This is a genomic window from Candidatus Enterovibrio escicola (assembly GCF_002464935.1).
Classification (GTDB): Bacteria; Pseudomonadota; Gammaproteobacteria; order Enterobacterales; family Vibrionaceae; genus Enterovibrio; species Enterovibrio escicola.
Genome location: NZ_NBYY01000009.1, coordinates 316,754 through 337,513 on the forward strand (window position 1 = coordinate 316,754; position 20,760 = coordinate 337,513).

Here is a 20,760-nt window from a genome sequence, read left to right on the forward strand (position 1 = left end):
ACCACTGTCGCTGAGACTAGGCACAAGTCTTTCCTGCTTACCGTGGTAGATAAAACTAATAAACTCTGCTGCATCATAAAAATGCCCAATAAGCAGGTGAATACAGTGGTGGAGACATTTATTAATATTATAAATTCCATCTTCCCTGACTTCAACAGGCGTTGTTGATTAAATCAACCTGAGCTCCGCATAAGAAATGAACTAAATGCCAAAGTCCCGATCTGATCGTTTGAAATAAACTATTGACTCCATCAGGACTTGGGCATGAATAACTTAGACGCTGTTTTCGTCGATGTTGACGACTTCTGCCAGACTTTCCTCTCTGTATGATAAAAACACCTAATTTCTTCCGGTATCAAACAAAGAAACAAGCCTTCTCGCCTCTTACGTTAGCAAAGTGATAACGATAGTGATAGCTTTCCATCAATCTGGGTATCGAGACTTCAAAACCTATTACATCTATTTTGTTTATCGCTACTTACACCAACGAGTTTCCTGAATTAGTTAATTACACGAGGATGTTCAAGCTTATGCAAGGTATTTTAGTTCCACTTTGCTCTTACCTCAGATATCAGGTTTTTGAAGGTACCGAGAAGCGAGGAAAAGGAACTATGGGGTGGTTATACAGAGATAAAGGTTATATATCTGATCCATTGGAGCAGGAACTTGCAGACAAGGGAGTGATACTGATAACGGGTGTAAAAAGAATATGAAATCCGAAGTGATGAAACTGTTAAACCGCCTGATGCTCCGGAAACAATTTATTATTAAAACCATTTTTGACCAACTAAAAAATATATCCCAAATCGAGCATTTTAGCACCGTAGTTGTATTCATTTTATGCTTAACTTACTGTCGGGACTTATCGCATATTCATTTCAGCCAAAAAAGCTGAGCATCCAGATGATTAGGTTTGATAAGCAAGTGCTTATGCAGATCTGAGGTTATTTATACCCTGTGCAAATTTAACCCGAAGAAAGAGGGTAGGTAAAGAAAATTAGATGAGAAAAATTGAAGAAAAAGTGAACCAACACTGCAGCCCAGAGGCGACCGGAAAAGTGGAAAATCAATCCGTACCCTAGACCTGCAAGTGAAGCAAAAACGACCAGAAGTAACCCGCCTGATAAATGTGCCAAACCAAAGAGAGTACTAGCAATGAGCAAACCAAAAACCAATCCAAACCGCTGACTTAATGACCGTTGTAAAAATCCCCTAAAAAAGGCTTCTTCAACCACACATGTAAATAGAAGGTTTTTGATTAAAAAGAGCCACCACCAGTTTGGTATTGAGAATTCCAGTTCTAGTTTACCAAAGGTAGATGCAATCGGCAGCAGAGCAAACAAGGGAATAGTTGTAGCAACAATTGCTTGGAGGTTTTGTTTATGAATTTTACTGAGTAAGTCAGGATACGATAGTAATAACGCGAAGAATATCATTGGCTTGTCAAGATCAAGGTACATGTTGAAGGGAATACTTTGTGGCCCTGAAAATACATTATCTAGCACTCTGACATTATTAAATCCTGGGATAAGATGAAACCATAAGGAGAGCGACCAGAGAAACAAAAAACTATATCCGACGTAGCAAAGGGGAGGTTTTTGTTTTGATGTGTGATGTGCCACACCAAAACCTACTAAGACACTGAGGAGAGCGACAGCAGAGAGACGATCATTAACAAATGCAATTAAGAGTCCTATTACAGCCATGCTGATTGACATTCTTTTTTGCTTAGAAAAAGCAGCTATGATTCCAAACGCAAGTAATATCCAGACAAAATATATTCCAATAACTTCCATAGTCACCTCAAGTGATACTGCTCCGATAGTACGGAGATATAGCTGAGCAGGCGTAGCTATATACTAAAGGTGCATCCTTAGAAATGTCAGTCAGATCCGTATAGTTGTAGTATCAAGCATCGAACAACCGTGTCTATCTCTTTCAGCCTGATCAGCAGTCTGCAGTGCCCCTCTTAGCCTGTCTTATTTCAGCTAAGAGCCTAGAGCTTTTTTCTCGCTGCCGTTGTCGGAGGATTTAATGAGGGGGAGCGTGACGCGTTTCATGAACTGACGATCACTCGTCTTTAATACTCACGTCACTTACACCAAAACTTTTGTATCAGAGTATTTGTTTCATCAATATTAGTTCAAGTGACTCTGTAGTAATATAGCTTTCTCTTCTTCATTCCACCAATTTAATCAACGGGTGGGATCGTTCAACAGCCTGAAACCGATCAAAAGATCGGTCGTCACTTTCTGATGCTCTATGGTTGATTCCGGTAGTCAACAGGAAACTAGTTAACAATTACTTTTAATGGAACCACTATACCTACAAAGGAATACTTTGATCATAACATCAATAAAGCTTGCTAAAACCTACATCTTTAAGTCCTTTGAGTATACAGTTAACTAGGTTTGAATAACTAGTACTAATACAAGCCTGAGGGTAATCAGTCCGCTAACATAAGAGCCTCTTCAAGAAAACACACGGAGGTATCATCTACCATTAACAGAACAATTTAGCTGCTTAATTGCATAACAAAGTAGGTTTAAGCGTGCGCTCTTTCTTCTAATGACTATTTGATAGTCCCAACTCCATTATACAATTTTAAACATACCAATCTGGTTGGTCAACTGTAGTGTCTGCTCATTGATCGTGTTGGCAGTTGCATCAGTGTTGTGTGTCTTTTCTGACACAGATTCGGCGGAATGTGCAATATTATTAACGTTTTCAGTGATTTCCTCTGTTACGGAAGATTGTTCACTGGCTGCAGTAGCAATTTGCATATTCATGTCGTTTATTTCCTGCATCATACCTGCTATTCCTTCCAACATTTCATTGTTTTTATCGCAGTTTTCAACGCTACTCGCGACAAATTGGTTCGCAGTATTGATACCGTTGACCGCTGCTCCAGTTTCGGCTTGAAGTGACTCGACTTTAGATCGAATCTCTTCCGTCGATGTCTGTGTACGAATAGCTAATGAACGGACCTCATCAGCAACCACACTAAAACCGCGACCTTGCTCACCCGCTCTGGCGGCCTCAATCGCTGCATTCAACGCCAACAGGTTGGTTTGTTCAGCGATACCCTGAATGACATCAAGAACTGAGCCGATTGAAGCACTCTCAGTGGATAGTTGCTGCATTGATGCTGTGGCTTCTCCCATTTTATCTGACAGTGCTGATATCTCACTCACCAAACGATTACCCACACTTGTGCTTTCTATGACCGACTGAACGACATGTTCGGACGATTTTGAAGCATTCTTAGCAAAACTTGCTACTTCATTTACAGATGCACTCATTTGAGTAACCGCAGTGGCCACTTGACTGGAGTTCGTAGCTTGATTATCTATTTCAGTTCGCATTGTACTAATGTTGTTTTGAATCTCATTTGAGGCCGAATTAAGAGTTTTAATTGTGTTATCAGCGCCTTCAATAACATTGAGGAAATCATCAAGCATTAGATTCATAGATTGAGACAATTCAGATAACTCGTCTTTCCCTCGAACATGCAGGCGAAGTGTGAGATCATGGGTTTTAGCAATATGGATTATACGTGAGGTCAAACGGGAAATTGGATGACTAATACTGGTGGCTACAATCCACGCAATAAGAGCTGAAGTGATCACGAGGATCGTTCCTACAATAGCAGCAACCTTGATCAGTTTATTATTGAGAACTGTGACCTCATGGAGTGCTTCTTCACGTTCAATCTCAGACACTAATGCCCATTGTTTTCCCAAAATATCGATTGGTGTAAATGCTGATAAAACTTCCTTACTTGCATAATTAGTGGTGGTGGAGAAACTTCTTAACCCGTTCAATGCCTTACTAATATAGTCTGAAGTTATTAATTGTTGACCCGCAGAGGAGTTTGTTTTACTTATACGAGAGACCACTGACTCTGCTAAACCTTCGGCACGTAAAGCCTCTAAGTACGCTTCTTTATGTTCAACCAACATCCGACTTTGTGAACGAATTAATTTATCAGGACCGACAAGAAAAGACTCACCTGTCTTTCCCAATCCGTCTTCTTGCCATTTTTTATTATAAGTCATGATGGCATTAATATTGTTGATAGGCATTTGGAAAATAAGAACACCTAGGGTTTTTCCATTTTTTACTATGGGGGAACTGATGAAAGATGCAGGGCTATCATAAGACGGGTAATAGGGTGCAAAGTCAATGAAACTGTACTCGCCCTTACTCAGGTTCACAGAAGCATTGAATGCGTCGGCTAGACCGCTTTGTGCATAGGGACCAATAGCGAGATTAGTAGCGTAATCTAGTTCTTTAAAAACGGAGTACACGACATTTCCTTTTAGATCGACGAGAAAAATATCGTAATAGCCAAAAGACTCGAGAAATGTTCGATAGTTTGGATGGTAAACTTCGTGGACTTCGCTATAGGTAGTACCATCACTGCCTTTATCCATAATATGCTTGTTACCTAGAGAATTTGGATTATTACCAATATAGGTTTGCTGAAGCAATTTACCAGTTAAATCAATCTTATCCAAATTGGAAAGTGCGTCGGTATCGCTTGTATTAGTTTCAATATAAGTTTTGCCAAACGCATCAACGTAATAGTCTTTAAGAACTTGTGCTTGGTTGGGGAGTGCTTTTGTTTCAAACTGTATAGATTGAAAACTTTCAACAAACTGTGACATAGCATCTTCAGTCATTGTCGAATTAGCAAGATTAATTAGTTGCTTTTGCATATTGCTAAAGTAGCTTTCAATCTCTGATCTTTTTGCTTCTCGAACGGAAATAAGTTGGTTTTTCACCTGTTGCTCAAGTGCACTACTCGATGTTTTGCTAGCAGTTACAGTGAGCAAAAATGCAGTTGCTATGACAGCGAAAATACTGGTCAAGATTATTGCAGTTTTTATCTTTATGGCTATTCTCATGATATTTCGCTCCACCCAAGTTGGTCGTATTATAAAAATAACACTCTAATTGTAGGCAAACTTTACTAAAAAACAGGCGAAAATAGGTGTTTTTTATCTGGGATGTCGAATGCGGCAAAATGAAAGTAAAAGACTTGATTTCAGGGACGTGATCTCCAAAATATCTAAACTAATCGTAATTCCTACGATTAGTTCATATATTTTGGAAACAATGCCAGATTGCTAGAACACTTAGCTGTATTTACTCCACTATCATCTGGAAAATGAAGCGCTATATCACAAACACTCTTTACGGTGTGTACTGTCATCATCTTACATTAAAACAGGCCAAATAAAACCACTAAAACACTACGAATAGGCTGGCTTTGGCAGCATTCAAGAAAGAGCTAGGACATTCATTCATGAATGTCTCAGCACACCTACATCACCCGATGTGATGAGTGGAGAACTGGCTCTCAAATACAATGTAGTGCTCAATGAAAGCACTATTTATCAGTATATATGGCATAATAGAGATAATGTCGGGGCGCTCTACAAGGATCTTCTCCATAAAGATAAGCCCTACAAAATTAAGATAAGCATCGATGATAAGATCAAAACGAAAACCCGTGTAGGCATTAAACAACACTCTGATATTTATGACGAAAAGATCGAGTTTGATCATTACGATCATTGACGCTGTCGTCGGGACTTTGCACAAATCTTTTATGATTAACGTGGTTAATAAAACCAGTCAGTTCTGCTCCAGCAATAAGATAACCAATAAGCAGGCGGATACTGTAGTGGAAACGTTTATTGAAATTATGAATCCCACCTTTTACGTCTTCAGAACCTTCACGTCAAACAACAATACAGAATTTACCGGTCATGAGGAGATTGCTAAAATCACCGCCACTGATTTCTATTTTGCCAAACCTTATCGGTCAAGTGATTGGGGGTTGAATGAACATACCAATGGTTTAATAAAAAATTTCACCTAAAGAAACTGACTTCAACTATGTCAGTAATAAGAAAATTGCAAAGATAGAACAGAGCTATTGTAATTAAATCTGGTATACAGCTTCCAAAGCAGTATCCCGATGATTGATATTTATTTCATGAATGCCATCTCTAAATTTCACGCCGTTAGTAATATCTGAGGTTAATTTAGGAAATTTGGTGGTGAGGTAGCGGCGAACAAAGTAGATGGCATAGGTTTTGAAGTTTTGATACCTAAATTAATGGAAAGCTATCACTATCATCATCACTTCGCTAACGGAGAGATGAGAAGGTTTGTTTCTTTGTTTGACACCGGAAGAAATTAGCTCTTTTCCCATCTAGGGAGGAAAGTCTGGCAGAAATTGTCGACATCGACGATAACAGTGTCTAAGTTATTCATGCCCAAGTCCTTATGCAGTCAATGGTTCTTTTTCAAATGATCAGATCGCAACTTTGGCATTTAATTTATTTCTTATGCGCAAATGAGGTTCATTTAAAGCCTCGCTGGCTACGCCATTTAACTTCATCGGTTCACAGCAGTTTGCAGGCCATTGCAGTGTTGTTTTTCGGCTTCCCCAATTCTTGGGTGAACAGATTTTTAAACTTTGCTTAATACATTGGCCCTTTTGTGTACCCAGCAGCGCTGATGACGCGTTATTGGCCAATGCTTTGCCACTGCATTCCAAAAACCGAAATCACCAATGGCGAAGGCAGTAGCTATACTGATAACTTGGTATGTTAGCCGTGACAGAACTTCAAGCCAACTGACCTCTGACTCCCTGTACCCATCGACAACATCTAGCACTTCCTTACGGTCGGCATCCTCGACGCCAATGACAACAAGCAGGCAAAGCTTGTCATCCCTCCGAACTTTGCAGTAAATACCATCGGCTACAATGTAGACATACCACCGTTTACTTAGGTCGTGCTTACGCCATTGGTCATATTCTGCTTCCTACTGCTGATTGAGTCGAGAAACACTGTTTGTTGACAACCCCTTGATTGGCTTACCTAAGAGCTATTCTAGGGCTGGCTGCATATTGCCCGTGGAGATCCCCCGCAGATAGAGCCAAGGGATAAGCTCTTCTATGTTTTTAGTTAACTTGAGATAGGGCAGAACCAGTGTGCTATTAAACAGGATCTCGCTCCCTGTTCTATCACGAACCTTGGGGACTTTGACGCTAATGTCGCCGAGGCGACCATAGCTCGATAGAACATCTCCTCAACACACGTGGTAGAGCCAGTCTGAGGTAGCATTTACCTAACGATGTCTTTTTAGAGTATTTGATGGAAGTTTAGGATATAATAGTTGTGCATTTCACTGACGTAGGAGAAATAATCAAAATTAACCGAAATGCACGATAAAATGATCGGTACATTCATTGAATCTGAGTATTACCTTTAAAGCATAATCAACTTATTGAATACATGACCCAGCACTTGGTCATCTTTGGCCTAGCTTACTAGTGTATAATTAAGAGGTTAGTCATATCCAACGTGCGAAATTCATGTGCTTGAGATAAACTAAAGTTTGCATTTCTCTAACAACATAGATTATCAGAAACATGGCATTACGCGTCGCAATTAATGGGTTCGGCCGAATTGGCCGAAATGTGCTTAGAGCACTTTATGAAAGTGGTAAGTGTGATCAGATAGATGTGGTGGCGGTCAACGAATTAGCGGAACCTGAGGCAATGGCACATTTGCTGCAATATGACTCTAGTCATGGGCGTTTCTTTAAGAAAGTAAGCCATAGCCAAGAGTTTATGTTTATTGATAACGCCAGTATCCGTATTCTTCACCTTCCTGATATTCATCTGCTTCCGTGGCGCGACCTCGATATCGATCTAGTCCTTGACTGTACTGGTGTTTTTGGTGACCGAGAGCATGGGCAAGCACACCTTGATGCAGGTGCAACAAAAGTGCTTTTTTCTCATCCTGGCGGTAACGATCTCGACAATACCATTATTTATGGGGTGAATGAGAAAACCTTAAAGGTGACGGATCTCATCGTATCTAACGGATCTTGTACCACCAACTGTATCGTGCCTGTCATCAAAGTACTAGATGATCTGTTTGGTATTGAATCCGGTACTATCACCACCATTCACTCCTCAATGAATGATCAGCAAGTCATCGATGCTTATCACTCAGATTTACGTCGAACTCGTGCTGTGAGTCAATCAATTATTCCTGTAAACACTAAACTCCATCTTGGAATTGGAAGGATATTTCCAAAATTCTCTGACAAATTTGAAGCAATTTCAGTTAGAGTACCCACAATTAACGTCACAGCAATGGATCTAAGTGTCACAATTAACACAAAAGTAAAAGTTACTGATATAAATCAAGGAGTAGAGGAAGCCGCTCGGTGTCATTTAAAAGGCATCGTAGACTATACTGAAGTACCTCTTGTCTCTATAGACTTCAATCATGATCCTCACAGTGCGATTGTGGATGGCTCACAGACTCGCGTGAGCAACCACAATTTGGTCAAACTGTTAGTGTGGTGCGATAACGAATGGGGATTTTCTAACCGGATGCTTGATACCGCGTTGGCTATGGCAAAAGTTACCTGTAAATCAACAACAATTATAGTCAATTTGTGACGTATATAACTTAAGATAAGAGGACGACAATGTCTATAATTAAAATGATCGATCTAGATCTAGCTGGCAAACGCGTATTTATTCGTGCAGATCTAAATGTACCGGTAAAAAACACAAAAGTAACTTCTGACGCGCGTATCCTAGCATCTCTTCCGACCATCAAAATATGCTTAGAAGCTGGCGCAAAAGTGATGATTGCCTCTCACTTGGGTCGCCCAACTGAAGGCCAGTACAAAGACGAGTTTTCCTTACTACCCGTTGTTAACTATTTGAATAAGGCGTTGGAATGTGAAGTTAAACTGGTAAAAGATTATCTAGATGGACTAGAGCTAAACGAAGGGGAATTAGTCATTCTTGAGAACGTTCGCTTCAATAAAGGAGAAAAAAGGAATGAAGAAGGACTGTCTAAGAAGTACGCAGCACTATGTGACATCTTCGTGATGGACGCATTCGGTACTGCGCACCGTGCTCAAGCTTCTACTCACGGAATTGGTATGCACGCAGCGGTTGCATGTGCAGGTCCACTACTATCTGGTGAATTAGAAGCACTTACTAAAGCAATGGACAATCCTGCCCGTCCCTTGGTTGCCATCGTTGGTGGGTCAAAAGTATCAACTAAACTAACTGTTCTTGAGTCCCTATCTAAAATTTCAGACCAACTGATTGTTGGTGGCGGTATCGCTAATACCTTCATTGCAGCCGCAGGGCACAATGTCGGCAAATCTTTATACGAACCTAACTTTATACACACTGCGACAAAGCTGATGGCAGAGTGTATGATTCCTCTTGCTACTGACGTTGCATGTGCAAAAGTATTTGATGAAAATGCTGAAGCTGAAATAAAGCACATTTCAGAAGTCCAAGATGATGACATGATTTTCGATTTAGGTCCAGAATCAATAGCAACAATTGCTAAAATTATCAGTAATGCAAAAACTATTCTTTGGAATGGTCCAGTAGGTATATTTGAATTCAAAAACTTTGCTTCAGGAACTCAAAGGATTGCAGAACTCATCGCCACATCTGAAGGTTTTTCAGTAGCAGGTGGCGGTGATACCCTAGCGGCTATTGATAAATTTGGTATCAAAGAAGATATGTCTTACATCTCTACTGGAGGCGGCGCATTCCTTGAGTTTGTTCAAGGTAAAATACTTCCAGCAATTGAAATGCTACAAGCTCGTGCTAAGACATGATGATAAATGAGGATTAGTATCCCCGTTCTCTGTATATATGAATGTTCTTACATATGACCCAATGTAAAAAGTACTGTATTCAATGAAACATTTGGGTACAATATACGACGCTGTTCCAAAACTTTTGTTTACTTGAGCAAGTTCGTGAGATTATTTTATCTTGGATAAGACTGCACTCAAGACTACAAAGTAAATAGGACTTATATTATGTCTAAAGTTTTTGATTTTGTAAAATTTGGTGTTATCTCTGGTGACGATGTCCAAAAAGTATTTAAAATTGCAAAGGAAAATAAATTCGCTATTCCAGCCGTAAACGTGGTAAACACTGACTCTATTAACGCAGTCTTGGAAGCCGCAGCAAAGGCTAAAGCACCTGTGATTATCCAGTTCTCTAACGGAGGGGCAGGGTTCTTTATTGGGAAATTCCTTAAACTAAAAGATCAGGAAGCTCAAATTAAAGGCGCAGTATTAGGTGCAAAATATGTTCACGGCATCGCTGAATCATATGGCATCCCAGTCATCCTTCACACTGACCATGCAGCGAAGAAACTACTGCCATGGATCGACGGTCTACTAGACGCCGGTGAAGAGTTTTTCGCACAAACTGGTAAACCACTGTTTTCTTCTCACATGATCGATCTGTCAGAACAATCTCTGGAAGAAAACATTGAGATCTGTGCTAGTTACCTCACTCGTATGAAAAAGATGGGTATGACCTTGGAAATAGAACTGGGTTGTACTGGTGGAGAAGAAGACGGTACAGACAACTCGCACATGGATCAGTCTGAGCTGTATACATCTCCAGAAGACGTTGCATATGCATACGAAAAACTAAGTGAAATCAGCCCGCGTTTCACCATCGCAGCATCTTTCGGCAATGTACACGGCGTTTACCAAGCAGGTAACGTTGTACTGACTCCAACTATCCTGCGTGATTCACAAGCTTTCTGTGCAGAAAAGTTCGTTATTGCAACTGATGCCTTAAATTTTGTATTCCACGGAGGATCTGGTTCTTCTGAAGAAGAAATTCAAGAATCTATCAGCTACGGTGTAATCAAGATGAACATCGATACCGATACTCAATGGGCAACATGGAACGGTATCCGTGAATACGAAGCTACACACCATGATTATTTACAAGGACAAATTGGTAACCCAACTGGTGAAACAGCACCTAACAAAAAATATTATGATCCACGCGTATGGCTGCGAGCTGGTCAAAAGTCTATGGTCTCTCGCCTAGAGAAAGCGTTTTCTGATCTGAACGCAATCAACGTACTGTAATTTAGATTTTATAAAGATTTATTACAGCGATAGGGATCATACTCATAATATGAGTTGTTTTATTGTAATGACAGGATGAAATACAATTGAGACTGTGCAACACACAGATGACTCCGACTTTATGTACCTCTCTTTATCAAGCAATTCTCAAGTCGAATAGTTTGAATGGCGTTGTTTCCCAAAATATATGAACTAATCTTAATGTATACGATCAGATCATTATGGAGTTAAGCGGGAGTGATGATGGAAAAGGAAAAGGTCAAGCACAAGATCAGTAACCGGAAACAATATAATCCAAGCATTAGTAAATTGAGAGTCAGTCACTTGTTGGAGAGACGTCGCTGTCATTAAGGTATTGCATTGTCTAAAGCATCACGGTCATCATGGCCGTGGGTCTGTATTTTCTGATACTGAGATTGCAACGGCACCGATGGTGAAAGGTATTTTCAAGCTCCCACTTCGTAGATTAGAAGGCTTTCCAAATTCAGTTTTTGCGTTGATGAATATCCCGCTTCAATCACCTATATACCCCTGCATTAGTAATGAGTTCGAAGAGCATAGAAATTAAGTACCGTTTGCCGAGTCGTGGGAGTGTAGTACACGTCGTTACTCATGTCACAAGCCTAAAGGTATACGTCGAAGGTTAATAGAAAACACGTAAATACGGTAAGGAAAAGTGGCGTATCTGGCGAAAACTTAATCTTGCTGTTGATGTGTCTACCCATGGTATTATAGCTGTAGAAGTTAGCCTAGTTTCTGTGGAGGACAATGAGGTTTTACCTACATTGCTTAACCCATCACAACGAAAGATACAGCAAGTCAGTACTCTAGTCTCATATAGCTAGATAAAAATAAATTGGCATAATCCACATGCTAATAAAACATCTCGTCAATGGAACAGCCCTCTTCCCTTACTATAAACTTCACCTCTGCTCATTTATGTTTTATTGGGTTAAAATCTAGACTATAAGGAAGAAGCCACTTGAAAGTACAACCACGAGATTTAATTGCTTCCAGTGCATAGCCGCGCTTATGAAAGCTCGCATTATCCATAACAATCACAGCTTGCTCTGGAACTTTAGGAAGTAAATCTTGTTCGATCCCTGCGCAAAACACCTCCGAATTGGCGTTTCCAATTACTAAGCTAAACGTTAGAAACGTATGATTTATGATAGCACCAATGGCGTTAACTCTTCCTTTCGAATCCAATAATGAACTCCATAGCATCAATTTCCTTTTTTAGAGTAACCATGTATTCGAGATATACTCTGGGCAACATACTCTGAGCAAACTAACTTTCATCTAAGTAACCTGAGCTGCGAATAAGAAATGAACTCAATGCTAAAGTCGCGATCTGATCGTTTGAAAAAAACTATTGACTGCATAGGGACTTGAGTATGAATAATTTAAACGCTGTTTTCGGCGATGTCGACGACTTTTGCCAAACTTTCCTCCCTGCATGGGAAAAATACCTAATTTCTTTCGGTATCAAATAAAGAAACAAATCTTCTCGCCTCTTAGTTAGCAAAGTTATGACGATAGTGATAGCTTTCCATCAATCTGGGTATCGAGACTTCAAAACCTATTACATCTACTTTGTTTATCGCTACCTCACCAACTAATTCCCTGAATCAGTTAGCTACACGAGGATGCTGAAACTCATGCAAGGTGTTCTAGTTTCGCTTTGCTCTTACCTCACTAACCGTCAGGCAAGATCGACAGGGATTGCCTTCGTTGATTCGTCCAAGCTACAGGTTTGTCACAACTTACGCATTCTCAGACATTAGGTTTTTAAAGGCATCGCGAAGCGAGAAAAAGGAACGATAGGGTCGTTCTGCGATTTCAAATTACACCTTAGTATCAATGACCAAGGTGGCATTATCTCGATCAAAGTGACGACGGCTAATGTGGCTGATAGAAAGGCTGTGTCTGAAATGGTTGAGGAGATTTGAGGGTGTTTATACGGAGATAAAGGTTATATCTCTGGTCCATTTAAGCGGGAACTTGCAGACAAGGGAGTGACACTGATAACGGGTGTAAAAAAATATAAAACCCAAAGTGATGAAACTTTGGAACCGCTTGATGCTCCTGAAACGATTTATTATCGAAACTGTTTTTGACCAACTAAAAAACATATCCCAAATCGAGTATTATCGGCACGGTAGTTGTATCAGCTTTATGGTCAAGTTGCTGGCGGGGCTTATCGCGTATTCATTTCAACCAAAGAAGCCGAATATCAAGATGACTCAGTTTGATAAGCAAGCGATCATGCAGATCTGAGGTTACATAGCTAATACGTTTGGTGTAGCTCATCATTACATCCACCAAGTCTCCTACTACCCTCGCTATCACTTTATACCACTTCTTATAAAATCTCTGTCGCTTGAAGGTCATAATATCTCACTCATTGAAGTCCTTTAGGAGAAATGTACTAAACTAGCCTAGCTGCAAATACCTGAGCATCCACTGTTTCATACATTTTCAACTTCGTTTTATATGATTGATAGTAATACTTGATTTGAGGACCGTCATACCCCACTATCCTAGATAAACCTATCGGCAAAGATGATAAATATTTGGTTAAGTATCGTATTAACTTAACCCTCGGTATCTTTTGCTGTGGATTTTATTTTTATGACTATAACTAGGATGGGCATAGAAACCATCAGCATAATTATCCCATAAGGTTCTAATCACATATTGGTGCACCGGAAATTCAATCTCCATTAACTTCAGTAAGTATTTTTGCCAAAATAATCGTAGCTGAAATAACGATAAATGCTGGAACTATTTCCAATCTTAATTTGAAGGAAAGAAGGCAATTTCACACTGATCAGTCTTAAAGTGTGCCTGAATCAACTCTGATAAGAAGGCTACTGCCAAGGCCATAAACCCAGAATACAAACACTTCTGATTGGAGTAATTACGGAAAAGAATACGAAGTTTCTCAGGAAATGTTAAGGTAACTTACCGATATCTCACTCTAGGAAATAAACGGATGCCTATTTTAATCATACTCTCCCGTGCATAACGATTTCCACATTGCGGACAAGATTTCCCCTTACAACTAAAGTTAACTTTATATTGCCCTTGATCTCAACCCAAGCATGGGTAAGTAGCGAAGCTATTTTCTGAACTTCCACACTTCAGCATCTTAGCGATTTCTGAATAATAACAATCGGTGTCATAGCGGGGATGACTGGATACAAATATGACCCAATTCGTAGTGAAAATATGTTTAAAGCGAAGCAACTTCAATTTGATATCTTTAAAATTCATTCTTCCCTTTTATCTATTCAAGCGTGCTAAATATATCACAAAAATGGACATGCCTTAAGCCACACTACATATAGTTTCTGGGAGTAAATTTCTAGGTAAAAAATAAAGTTCTAAGACTCGGTATGCCTGTTCACTAGAAGATAAATTAAGACTATAAAGAAGATTAGGATCAGTGCATTATAGACCTAATGTAATCAATAATGACCATTCGAGAGGATAACAATAATGTATGGAAGCACACGTATATTTACGGGTATTTTCATATAGATCAAATCTTTCACTATTTTTGGAACAATACAGTTGCCACCGCATAGCACTTTTCATCTGAGATGCTTAGCATAACATTGGTCACACCTCGTTCAATAATAAGCTTCTCCGCCATGCCATGAAGAGCAAGCATCGGTTTACCCAATTGATGACTTCAAAATCTTGGAAGGTCACACCACAGGATATACCCGTACCTAAAGCCTTTGCTGCTGCCTCTTTCACAGCAAAATACTTAGCAAGATAGCGCGCTGGAAATTTTGAACTTGCATATTTGTGCAATTCGAGCACAGTTAAAACGCGCTTCGCGAACGTATTTTGCATACGAATGATAATTTTTTCCATGCGTGCGATTTCAACAATGTCAGTGCCTAAACCAACAACCACTATTGATTACGCGCCTCTTGCATGATGGCTTTCATATCTAAAACTGCTTTTGATAGACCATCAAACAACGCGCGACACACGATAGCATGTCCGATGTTCAATTCATAAATTTCTGGAATTGCCGCAATTGAAGTCACATTATGATAACTCAAACCATGGCCTGCGTTTACCTTGATATCCAGACCGTTTGCATAGCTAGCCGCTTCCATGATTTTCTTTAGCTCCTCTTTCCTCTCTACGTCGGTTTTTGCATCAGCATATTGTCCAGTATGCAATTCAATGTATGGCGCACCACAAGCTTTCGCTGCATTAATTTGTACACACCCTGCATCAATAAATAACGAAACTTTAATGCCTGCATCCATTAGTGTTTTGGTCGCCATTTTTATTTTATCTAGCTGGGAAACCACATCCAAGCCACCTTCGGTGGTCAACTCTTCACGTTTTTCTGGAACAAAACATACATAATCAGGTCTCACATCAAGTGCGATATTAATCATCTCATCGGTTGCAGCTATTTCTAGGTTCATGCGAGTTTGTAAAATATCTTTCAATACATATACATCACGATCCTTGATATGACGACGATCTTCACGAAGGTGTATCGTGATACCATCCGCACCAGCACACTCCACGATTTTTACAGCCTGAACAGGATCAGGATATATAGTACCACGCAAGTTTCGGAGGGTCGCTACATGATCAATATTGACACCAAGATAAATGCTATTCATTGCATAAATGCCCTTGTTCTTAGTAAGAATAACTCACAGCTCTTTATAGATTTAGAGCCAAGATACGAGCCTGAGAGATAGACATTTATACCTCTTAGCCATTTTAAATGGCTCAACTGTCTTGAATTGTTTCATCAACAGTGCTACGAGATCTCCATCGGTAAAAACTAGAGTGTTGCCCTTCATTAACGAGAACAAGGCTAAAATCCCATTTTAACCTCAAAAGAGATACGTCATGCTCCTGTCCACTGGCTCACCACTACCCGCACACTGTAAAAATCCATGCCATAACCAATAAAATCTAGCAGTGCGATCTCGAATCGACGAAATGCAGGCTCCTGACCTTTCTGGGTGGGCTAATTAAGTCAATGCGGTAACATCTTTAAAAAAGCTAATAATAGGCAGTTTCTTTTTTAACAACAGGGATTAATAGCTTATTGAGATAAAAACTAGAGAATAATGCATTACCAGAGATCTGGATAGCAAGGCCAATAGCTTCAGCATGACACATAAGTGTACATTTCACCATCACCTGTCTATTTCACTAACAAAGGTATAAACGGTTGAAGAATTCCTTTCAACGGTGAGAGTTTACCACTAATGCCTTTGGCTAGGACGCTGATTCACCCATAATTTTTGCTTAAGACCTCTAGGATGAAGTTGTTTTACTATTCACTGCACAGCCGTGAGTGCAGTGCAGAACAAAACAGCGCGCAAGCATTTCGTAATAGATCTTTCTCATTCTGGATGTAAACTGCTCAAAGCTGGTCTATATAACCAAGACTACGCAATGCACGTTCGTCATCCGCCCAACCTGATTTCACTTTCACCCAAAGATCGAGGTAGACCTTGCGTTCAAACAATAATTCCATGCCCAAGCGAGCTTCGCGACCAATAGTTTTAATTTTATCACCACCTTTACCAATCACCATTTTCTTTTGACTATTGCGATTAACCAAGATCAAGCCATTAATCTCAAATCCACCCGTATCTTGGTTATAGTCAAAACGTTCAATTTCTACCGTCACTGCGTATGGCAACTCATCACCGGTAAAACGCATCAATTTTTCAAGGATAATTTCAGACGCCATGAAGCGTTGAGAACGATCAGTTAGATACTCTTTAGGAAAGTTCCATTCGCCTTCAGGTAATGCCTGACGAACCCGTTTCTCAACAACGTCGATGTTGATGCTATTTTTTGCTGAAATTGGTATTATATCAACAAAATACATTTTCTCACTTAGTGCTTGGAGATATGGAAGTAACACACCCTTTTCCCTAATCTTATCAACTTTATTAATAAGTAAAACCGTGGGTAGATCAGCTTTTATGAGCTTTTTAAGGATCATATCATCGACTGTAGTCCAATGTGTACCAGATACAAGAAAAAGAATCAATTCAACATCATTCAATGAACTTAATGCAGCTCGGTTCATCAGCCGATTGATGGCCTGCTTCTCTTCAATGTGTATTCCAGGCGTATCCACGTATACAGCTTGATAACCATCACGGGTATCAACACCCATAATACAATGACGGGTGGTTTGAGGTTTACTCGAGGTAATTGATAACTTTTGACCAAGTAAGCGATTAAGAAGTGTTGACTTTCCAACATTAGGGCGACCTACAATGGATATAAAACCACAGTAGTGAATTTGTGACGTATCTGTCATAAATCCAGCTTCTCTAATGCCATTTCGGCAGCCTCTTGCTCAGCCTTGCGACGACTACTGCCTTTTCCTACCACAGATTGATCCAAACCTATAACTTCACACTCAACTGTAAACTGTTGATTGTGTGCCTCGCCTTGTACCTTAGTAATATTATAGGCAGGTAATTGTTTACGCTGTCCCTGTAAGTATTCTTGTAACCGAGTTTTTGGATCTTTCTGATTCACACCTGGTAAAATAGTATCTAGTCGGAATTTATACCAGCCCAATACAATTCCACGAACCATTTCTAAATTACTGTCAAGATAAACAGCACCGATTATAGCTTCAACAGCATTGGCTAGAATTGAATCTCGGCGTAAACCACCACTTTTTAACTCACCAGGCCCCAGCTGTAATACATTACCCAGTTCAAACTCTCTACCGAATTCAGCCAGAGTATTACCTCGCACGAGAGTTGCACGCATGCGACTCATGTCACCTTCATCAAGGTTCCTAAAACGGTGGTAAAGTTCATCAGCAACAACAAAACTCAAAATAGAATCCCCTAAGAATTCTAAACGTTCATTGTGGATATCACTTGCGCTGCAGTGGGTCAATGAGAGACTAAGTAATGTAATATCGCTAAATTCGTAGCTGATACGACGTTGTAATTTATTCAATGGTGTTATCATGTTGTTCCAAGTTAATTAATGCCACCGATGCGGTTAAACCGCACCCCGACAGGTACCCAAGATGGCAAGAAACCATCGGCCTGTTCATTAAATTCAAAACTGATCCAAATACCTACTGCTTTTCCCACTAGATGCGTTTCAGGTACAAAACCCCAAAAACGACTGTCTTTACTATTGTCTCGGTTATCACCCATCACAAAATACTGTCTATCCGGTACAAGCCATTCACCTAATCCCTGTGTCATATAGTACTGTTCTGTTTGATTTGGCATATATGAATTTATCAAAATTTGGTGTGCCTCTTTACCCAAGTACTCTTGAACTTGGGTAAGGTTCACACCACGCTGTGTGAATAAACTTGGGTGAATATAATCCACGGGAACCAAATCACAGCTAGATTCACCTTGCTTTTGAATACAAAGACGTTTTCCCTCACTGTATTTAACAGTATCCCCAGGAATGCCGACTACACGCTTAATATAATCGATATTTGGCTGTGGTGGATATTTAAATACCACCAGATCTCCACGCTCCGGCTTACTCATTTCAACCAATTTATGACGGAAAACAGGATCTTTCAGACCATAGGAAAACTTATCTACTAGAATGAAGTCACCAACAAGCAAAGTTGGCATCATCGAACCAGAAGGGATTTGGAAGGGCTCATAAATAAACGATCTAAGAACCAAAACAAGCGCAATTACAGGAAACACAGACGCGGTACTTTCAATCCATCTAGGCTGAGGTGAGACTACCTCGCCCTGTGCTCCACTCACCTCACAGTTTTCCTGCGCCGATTGAAGACGCCGATTCGATCCCCACCTTAATTTATCTAATATCCAAATAATCCCCGTAAACAGGGTGACGAGTACCAAAATCAGTGCAAAAGTATTTGCCATTGTGTTTTCCTAACTGTAATAACACTTTTCATTATTTGTCTTTGCCGACGCCTACGTTCAAAATTGCCAAAAACGCTTCTTGTGGCAGTTCAACATTACCGATACGCTTCATGCGTTTTTTACCCTCTTTCTGCTTCTGCAACAGTTTCTTCTTACGGCTAATATCACCACCGTAACATTTCGCAGTTACATTTTTACGCAGTTGTTTTACCGTTGAACGCGCAACAATATGGGTACCTATCGCAGCCTGAATAGAAATATCGAACTGCTGGCGGGGGATTAATTCTTTCATTTTCACAACCAGATTACGGCCACGGTTTTGTGCATAACTTTTATGGGTGATGATGGCCAGTGCATCAACGTTTTCCCCATTTAACAAGACATCAACACGAACCATGTTCGACAGTTCATATCGTTGGAAATTATAATCAAGAGACGCATAGCCACGTGACGTTGATTTCAACCGATCGAAGAAATCTAATACCACTTCTACCATTGGTATATCATAGGTCAACGCCACTTGTTTTTCATGATAAACCATGTCTATTTGTATACCACGTTTTTCGTGGCACAGCGTGATGACATTACCTAAATATTCTAACGGTACCAGAATGTAACAGCGGGCTATTGGCTCTCCTAACACGTCGATATCGTGCACACTTGGCAATTTCGCTGGGCTATCAACATAGACGATATCACCATTTGTTTTGGTGACTTCATACACTACGGTTGGCACTGTAGTAATCAGATCTAAATCATATTCACGCTCCAGACGCTCTTGAATGATTTCCATATGAAGCATTCCAAGAAAACCACAACGGAAACCAAGGCCCAATGCTGCAGAGCCTTCTGGCTCGTAGAATAACGATGCGTCATTCAGGCTTAATTTTCCCAATGCGTCACGAAAGCTCTCATAATCGTCAGAAGACACAGGAAAAAGACCTGCATATACTTGCGGTTTTACTTTCTTAAAACCGGGTAACGCAGATTCTGCACCATTTTTCGATTGAGTCAGTGTATCACCAACTGGTGCACCCAGAATGTCTTTTATTCCACAAGCAACCCAACCTACCTCACCGGTACACAAACCTTGGGTGTCAGTTTGTTTTGGAGTAAATATACCGACACGCTCTACCCCCCACGACTGACCTGTGCTCATGACTTTTATCTTGTCACCTTTGTTCAGCAAACCATGTTTGACGCGGACCAAAGACACAACTCCTAAATAGTTATCAAACCAAGAATCGATGATCAGTGCCTGCAATGGAAAGTCAGGATTTCCGTCTGGTGCAGGGATCCTTTTAACTATGTCTTCCAAAAGCGAATGGATGCCAAAACCAGTCTTCGCTGAACATCGGGTAGCGTCAGACGCATCAATACCAACAATGTTTTCAATTTCTTCGGTTACCCGATCAGGATCAGCTGCTGTCAAGTCGATTTTATTCAAGACTGCCACCACTTCAAGGTTCATCTCAATGGCCATGTAACAATTAGCCAGTGTTTGGGCTTCTACACCTTGACACGCATCAACAACAAGTAAAGCACCTTCACCCGCTGCCAGAGAACGTGAAACTTCATAAGAGAAATCAACGTGTCCTGGGGTATCAATGAAGTTCAGCTGATAAGTATCCCCGTCATCTGCGGTGTAATTCAGCGTCACACTTTGTGCTTTGATAGTAATACCACGCTCACGTTCTAGGTCCATAGAATCCAAGACTTGTTCTTCCATTTCACGGTCTGAGAGACCCCCACAAATCTGGATTAATCGATCTGCTAGTGTCGACTTACCGTGGTCAATGTGAGCAATAACCGAAAAGTTACGAATGTGCTTCATAGGTGGCGTGATTAACTCGTCTGTAAAAATAGGAGGATAAATAGA

At 40.3% G+C, this 20,760-nt stretch carries 15 protein-coding genes and 5 pseudogenes; 8 read left to right on the plus strand and 12 right to left on the minus strand.

Annotation, left to right across the window (positions count from 1 at the left end; genetic code table 11):
• Positions 1-264: 264 nt before the first annotated feature.
• Positions 265-942 (plus strand): annotated as a pseudogene (locus BTN49_RS20195) (transposase).
• 23 nt (positions 943-965) lie between these two features.
• Here the strand turns inward: BTN49_RS20195 and BTN49_RS03090 are convergent.
• Both BTN49_RS03090 and BTN49_RS03095 read right to left on the minus strand, forming a co-directional pair.
• A complete protein-coding gene (locus BTN49_RS03090) occupies positions 966-1,796 on the minus strand; it encodes a CPBP family intramembrane glutamic endopeptidase (RefSeq protein ID WP_097355954.1) in 831 nt (276 codons plus the stop codon).
• Positions 1,797-2,594: 798 nt separating this feature from the next.
• A complete protein-coding gene (locus BTN49_RS03095) occupies positions 2,595-4,787 on the minus strand; it encodes a methyl-accepting chemotaxis protein (protein WP_241896423.1) in 2,193 nt (730 codons plus the stop codon).
• A gap of 559 nt (positions 4,788-5,346) precedes the next feature.
• Between BTN49_RS03095 and BTN49_RS03100 the strand changes: the two genes are divergently transcribed.
• Positions 5,347-5,586: a hypothetical protein gene (locus BTN49_RS03100; protein ID WP_097355956.1), complete on the plus strand. Its 240-nt coding sequence runs from the start codon at positions 5,347-5,349 to the stop codon at positions 5,584-5,586.
• A 40-nt stretch (positions 5,587-5,626) separates the two neighbouring features.
• Complete coding sequence (locus BTN49_RS03105; RefSeq protein WP_241896424.1) at positions 5,627-5,890, plus strand: hypothetical protein; 264 nt, start codon at positions 5,627-5,629, stop codon at positions 5,888-5,890.
• Between the two features lie 599 nt (positions 5,891-6,489).
• Here BTN49_RS03105 and BTN49_RS17175 read toward each other — a convergent pair.
• A pseudogene (locus tag BTN49_RS17175) lies at positions 6,490-7,083 on the minus strand (IS256 family transposase); the annotation flags it as partial.
• A gap of 370 nt (positions 7,084-7,453) precedes the next feature.
• Between BTN49_RS17175 and epd the strand changes: the two are divergent.
• From epd to BTN49_RS17180, 4 genes and pseudogenes are all read left to right on the plus strand, one after another.
• On the plus strand, positions 7,454-8,497 hold the full coding sequence (epd, locus tag BTN49_RS03115) for an erythrose-4-phosphate dehydrogenase (RefSeq protein WP_097355959.1): 1,044 nt from the start codon (positions 7,454-7,456) through the stop codon (positions 8,495-8,497).
• Between the two features lie 29 nt (positions 8,498-8,526).
• Positions 8,527-9,690 (plus strand): phosphoglycerate kinase, encoded by a 1,164-nt coding sequence (locus tag BTN49_RS03120; protein ID WP_097355960.1) that lies wholly within the window; start codon positions 8,527-8,529, stop codon positions 9,688-9,690.
• A gap of 207 nt (positions 9,691-9,897) precedes the next feature.
• On the plus strand, positions 9,898-10,974 hold the full coding sequence (gene fbaA / locus BTN49_RS03125; RefSeq protein WP_097355961.1) for a class II fructose-bisphosphate aldolase: 1,077 nt from the start codon (positions 9,898-9,900) through the stop codon (positions 10,972-10,974).
• 243 nt (positions 10,975-11,217) lie between these two features.
• Positions 11,218-11,813 (plus strand): annotated as a pseudogene (locus BTN49_RS17180) (transposase); the annotation flags it as partial.
• A gap of 94 nt (positions 11,814-11,907) precedes the next feature.
• Here the strand turns inward: BTN49_RS17180 and BTN49_RS03135 are convergent.
• Positions 11,908-12,183, minus strand: coding sequence for a transposase (locus BTN49_RS03135; RefSeq protein WP_199399304.1), 276 nt, complete (start codon positions 12,181-12,183; stop codon positions 11,908-11,910).
• A 188-nt stretch (positions 12,184-12,371) separates the two neighbouring features.
• Here BTN49_RS03135 and BTN49_RS03140 point away from each other — a divergent pair.
• Positions 12,372-13,254 (plus strand): annotated as a pseudogene (locus tag BTN49_RS03140) (IS982 family transposase).
• A 151-nt stretch (positions 13,255-13,405) separates the two neighbouring features.
• Here the strand turns inward: BTN49_RS03140 and BTN49_RS20200 are convergent.
• The 8 genes and pseudogenes from BTN49_RS20200 to lepA form a co-directional block, all read right to left on the minus strand.
• Entirely contained in the window at positions 13,406-13,585 is a 180-nt protein-coding gene (locus BTN49_RS20200) for a transposase (protein ID WP_146679081.1), read from the minus strand.
• Between the two features lie 948 nt (positions 13,586-14,533).
• A pseudogene (gene acpS / locus BTN49_RS03145) lies at positions 14,534-14,907 on the minus strand (holo-ACP synthase).
• On the minus strand, positions 14,904-15,638 hold the full coding sequence (gene pdxJ, locus BTN49_RS03150) for a pyridoxine 5'-phosphate synthase (RefSeq protein ID WP_097355963.1): 735 nt from the start codon (positions 15,636-15,638) through the stop codon (positions 14,904-14,906). Before pdxJ ends, acpS begins: the two are co-directional and overlap by 4 nt.
• Before the next feature lie 391 nt (positions 15,639-16,029).
• Positions 16,030-16,167 (minus strand): hypothetical protein, encoded by a 138-nt coding sequence (locus tag BTN49_RS17185; RefSeq protein ID WP_223823844.1) that lies wholly within the window; start codon positions 16,165-16,167, stop codon positions 16,030-16,032.
• Positions 16,168-16,396: 229 nt separating this feature from the next.
• Positions 16,397-17,311, minus strand: coding sequence for a GTPase Era (era, locus tag BTN49_RS03160; RefSeq protein ID WP_097355964.1), 915 nt, complete (start codon positions 17,309-17,311; stop codon positions 16,397-16,399).
• Positions 17,308-17,982, minus strand: a complete 675-nt coding sequence (rnc, locus tag BTN49_RS03165) for a ribonuclease III (protein ID WP_097355965.1) — start codon at positions 17,980-17,982, stop codon at positions 17,308-17,310. The genes era and rnc overlap by 4 nt, the downstream gene beginning before the upstream one ends.
• An 11-nt stretch (positions 17,983-17,993) precedes the next feature.
• A complete protein-coding gene (lepB, locus tag BTN49_RS03170) occupies positions 17,994-18,881 on the minus strand; it encodes a signal peptidase I (RefSeq protein WP_097355966.1) in 888 nt (295 codons plus the stop codon).
• A gap of 31 nt (positions 18,882-18,912) precedes the next feature.
• A complete protein-coding gene (lepA, locus tag BTN49_RS03175) occupies positions 18,913-20,715 on the minus strand; it encodes a translation elongation factor 4 (RefSeq protein ID WP_097355967.1) in 1,803 nt (600 codons plus the stop codon).
• Between the last annotated feature and the right edge of the window lie 45 nt (positions 20,716-20,760).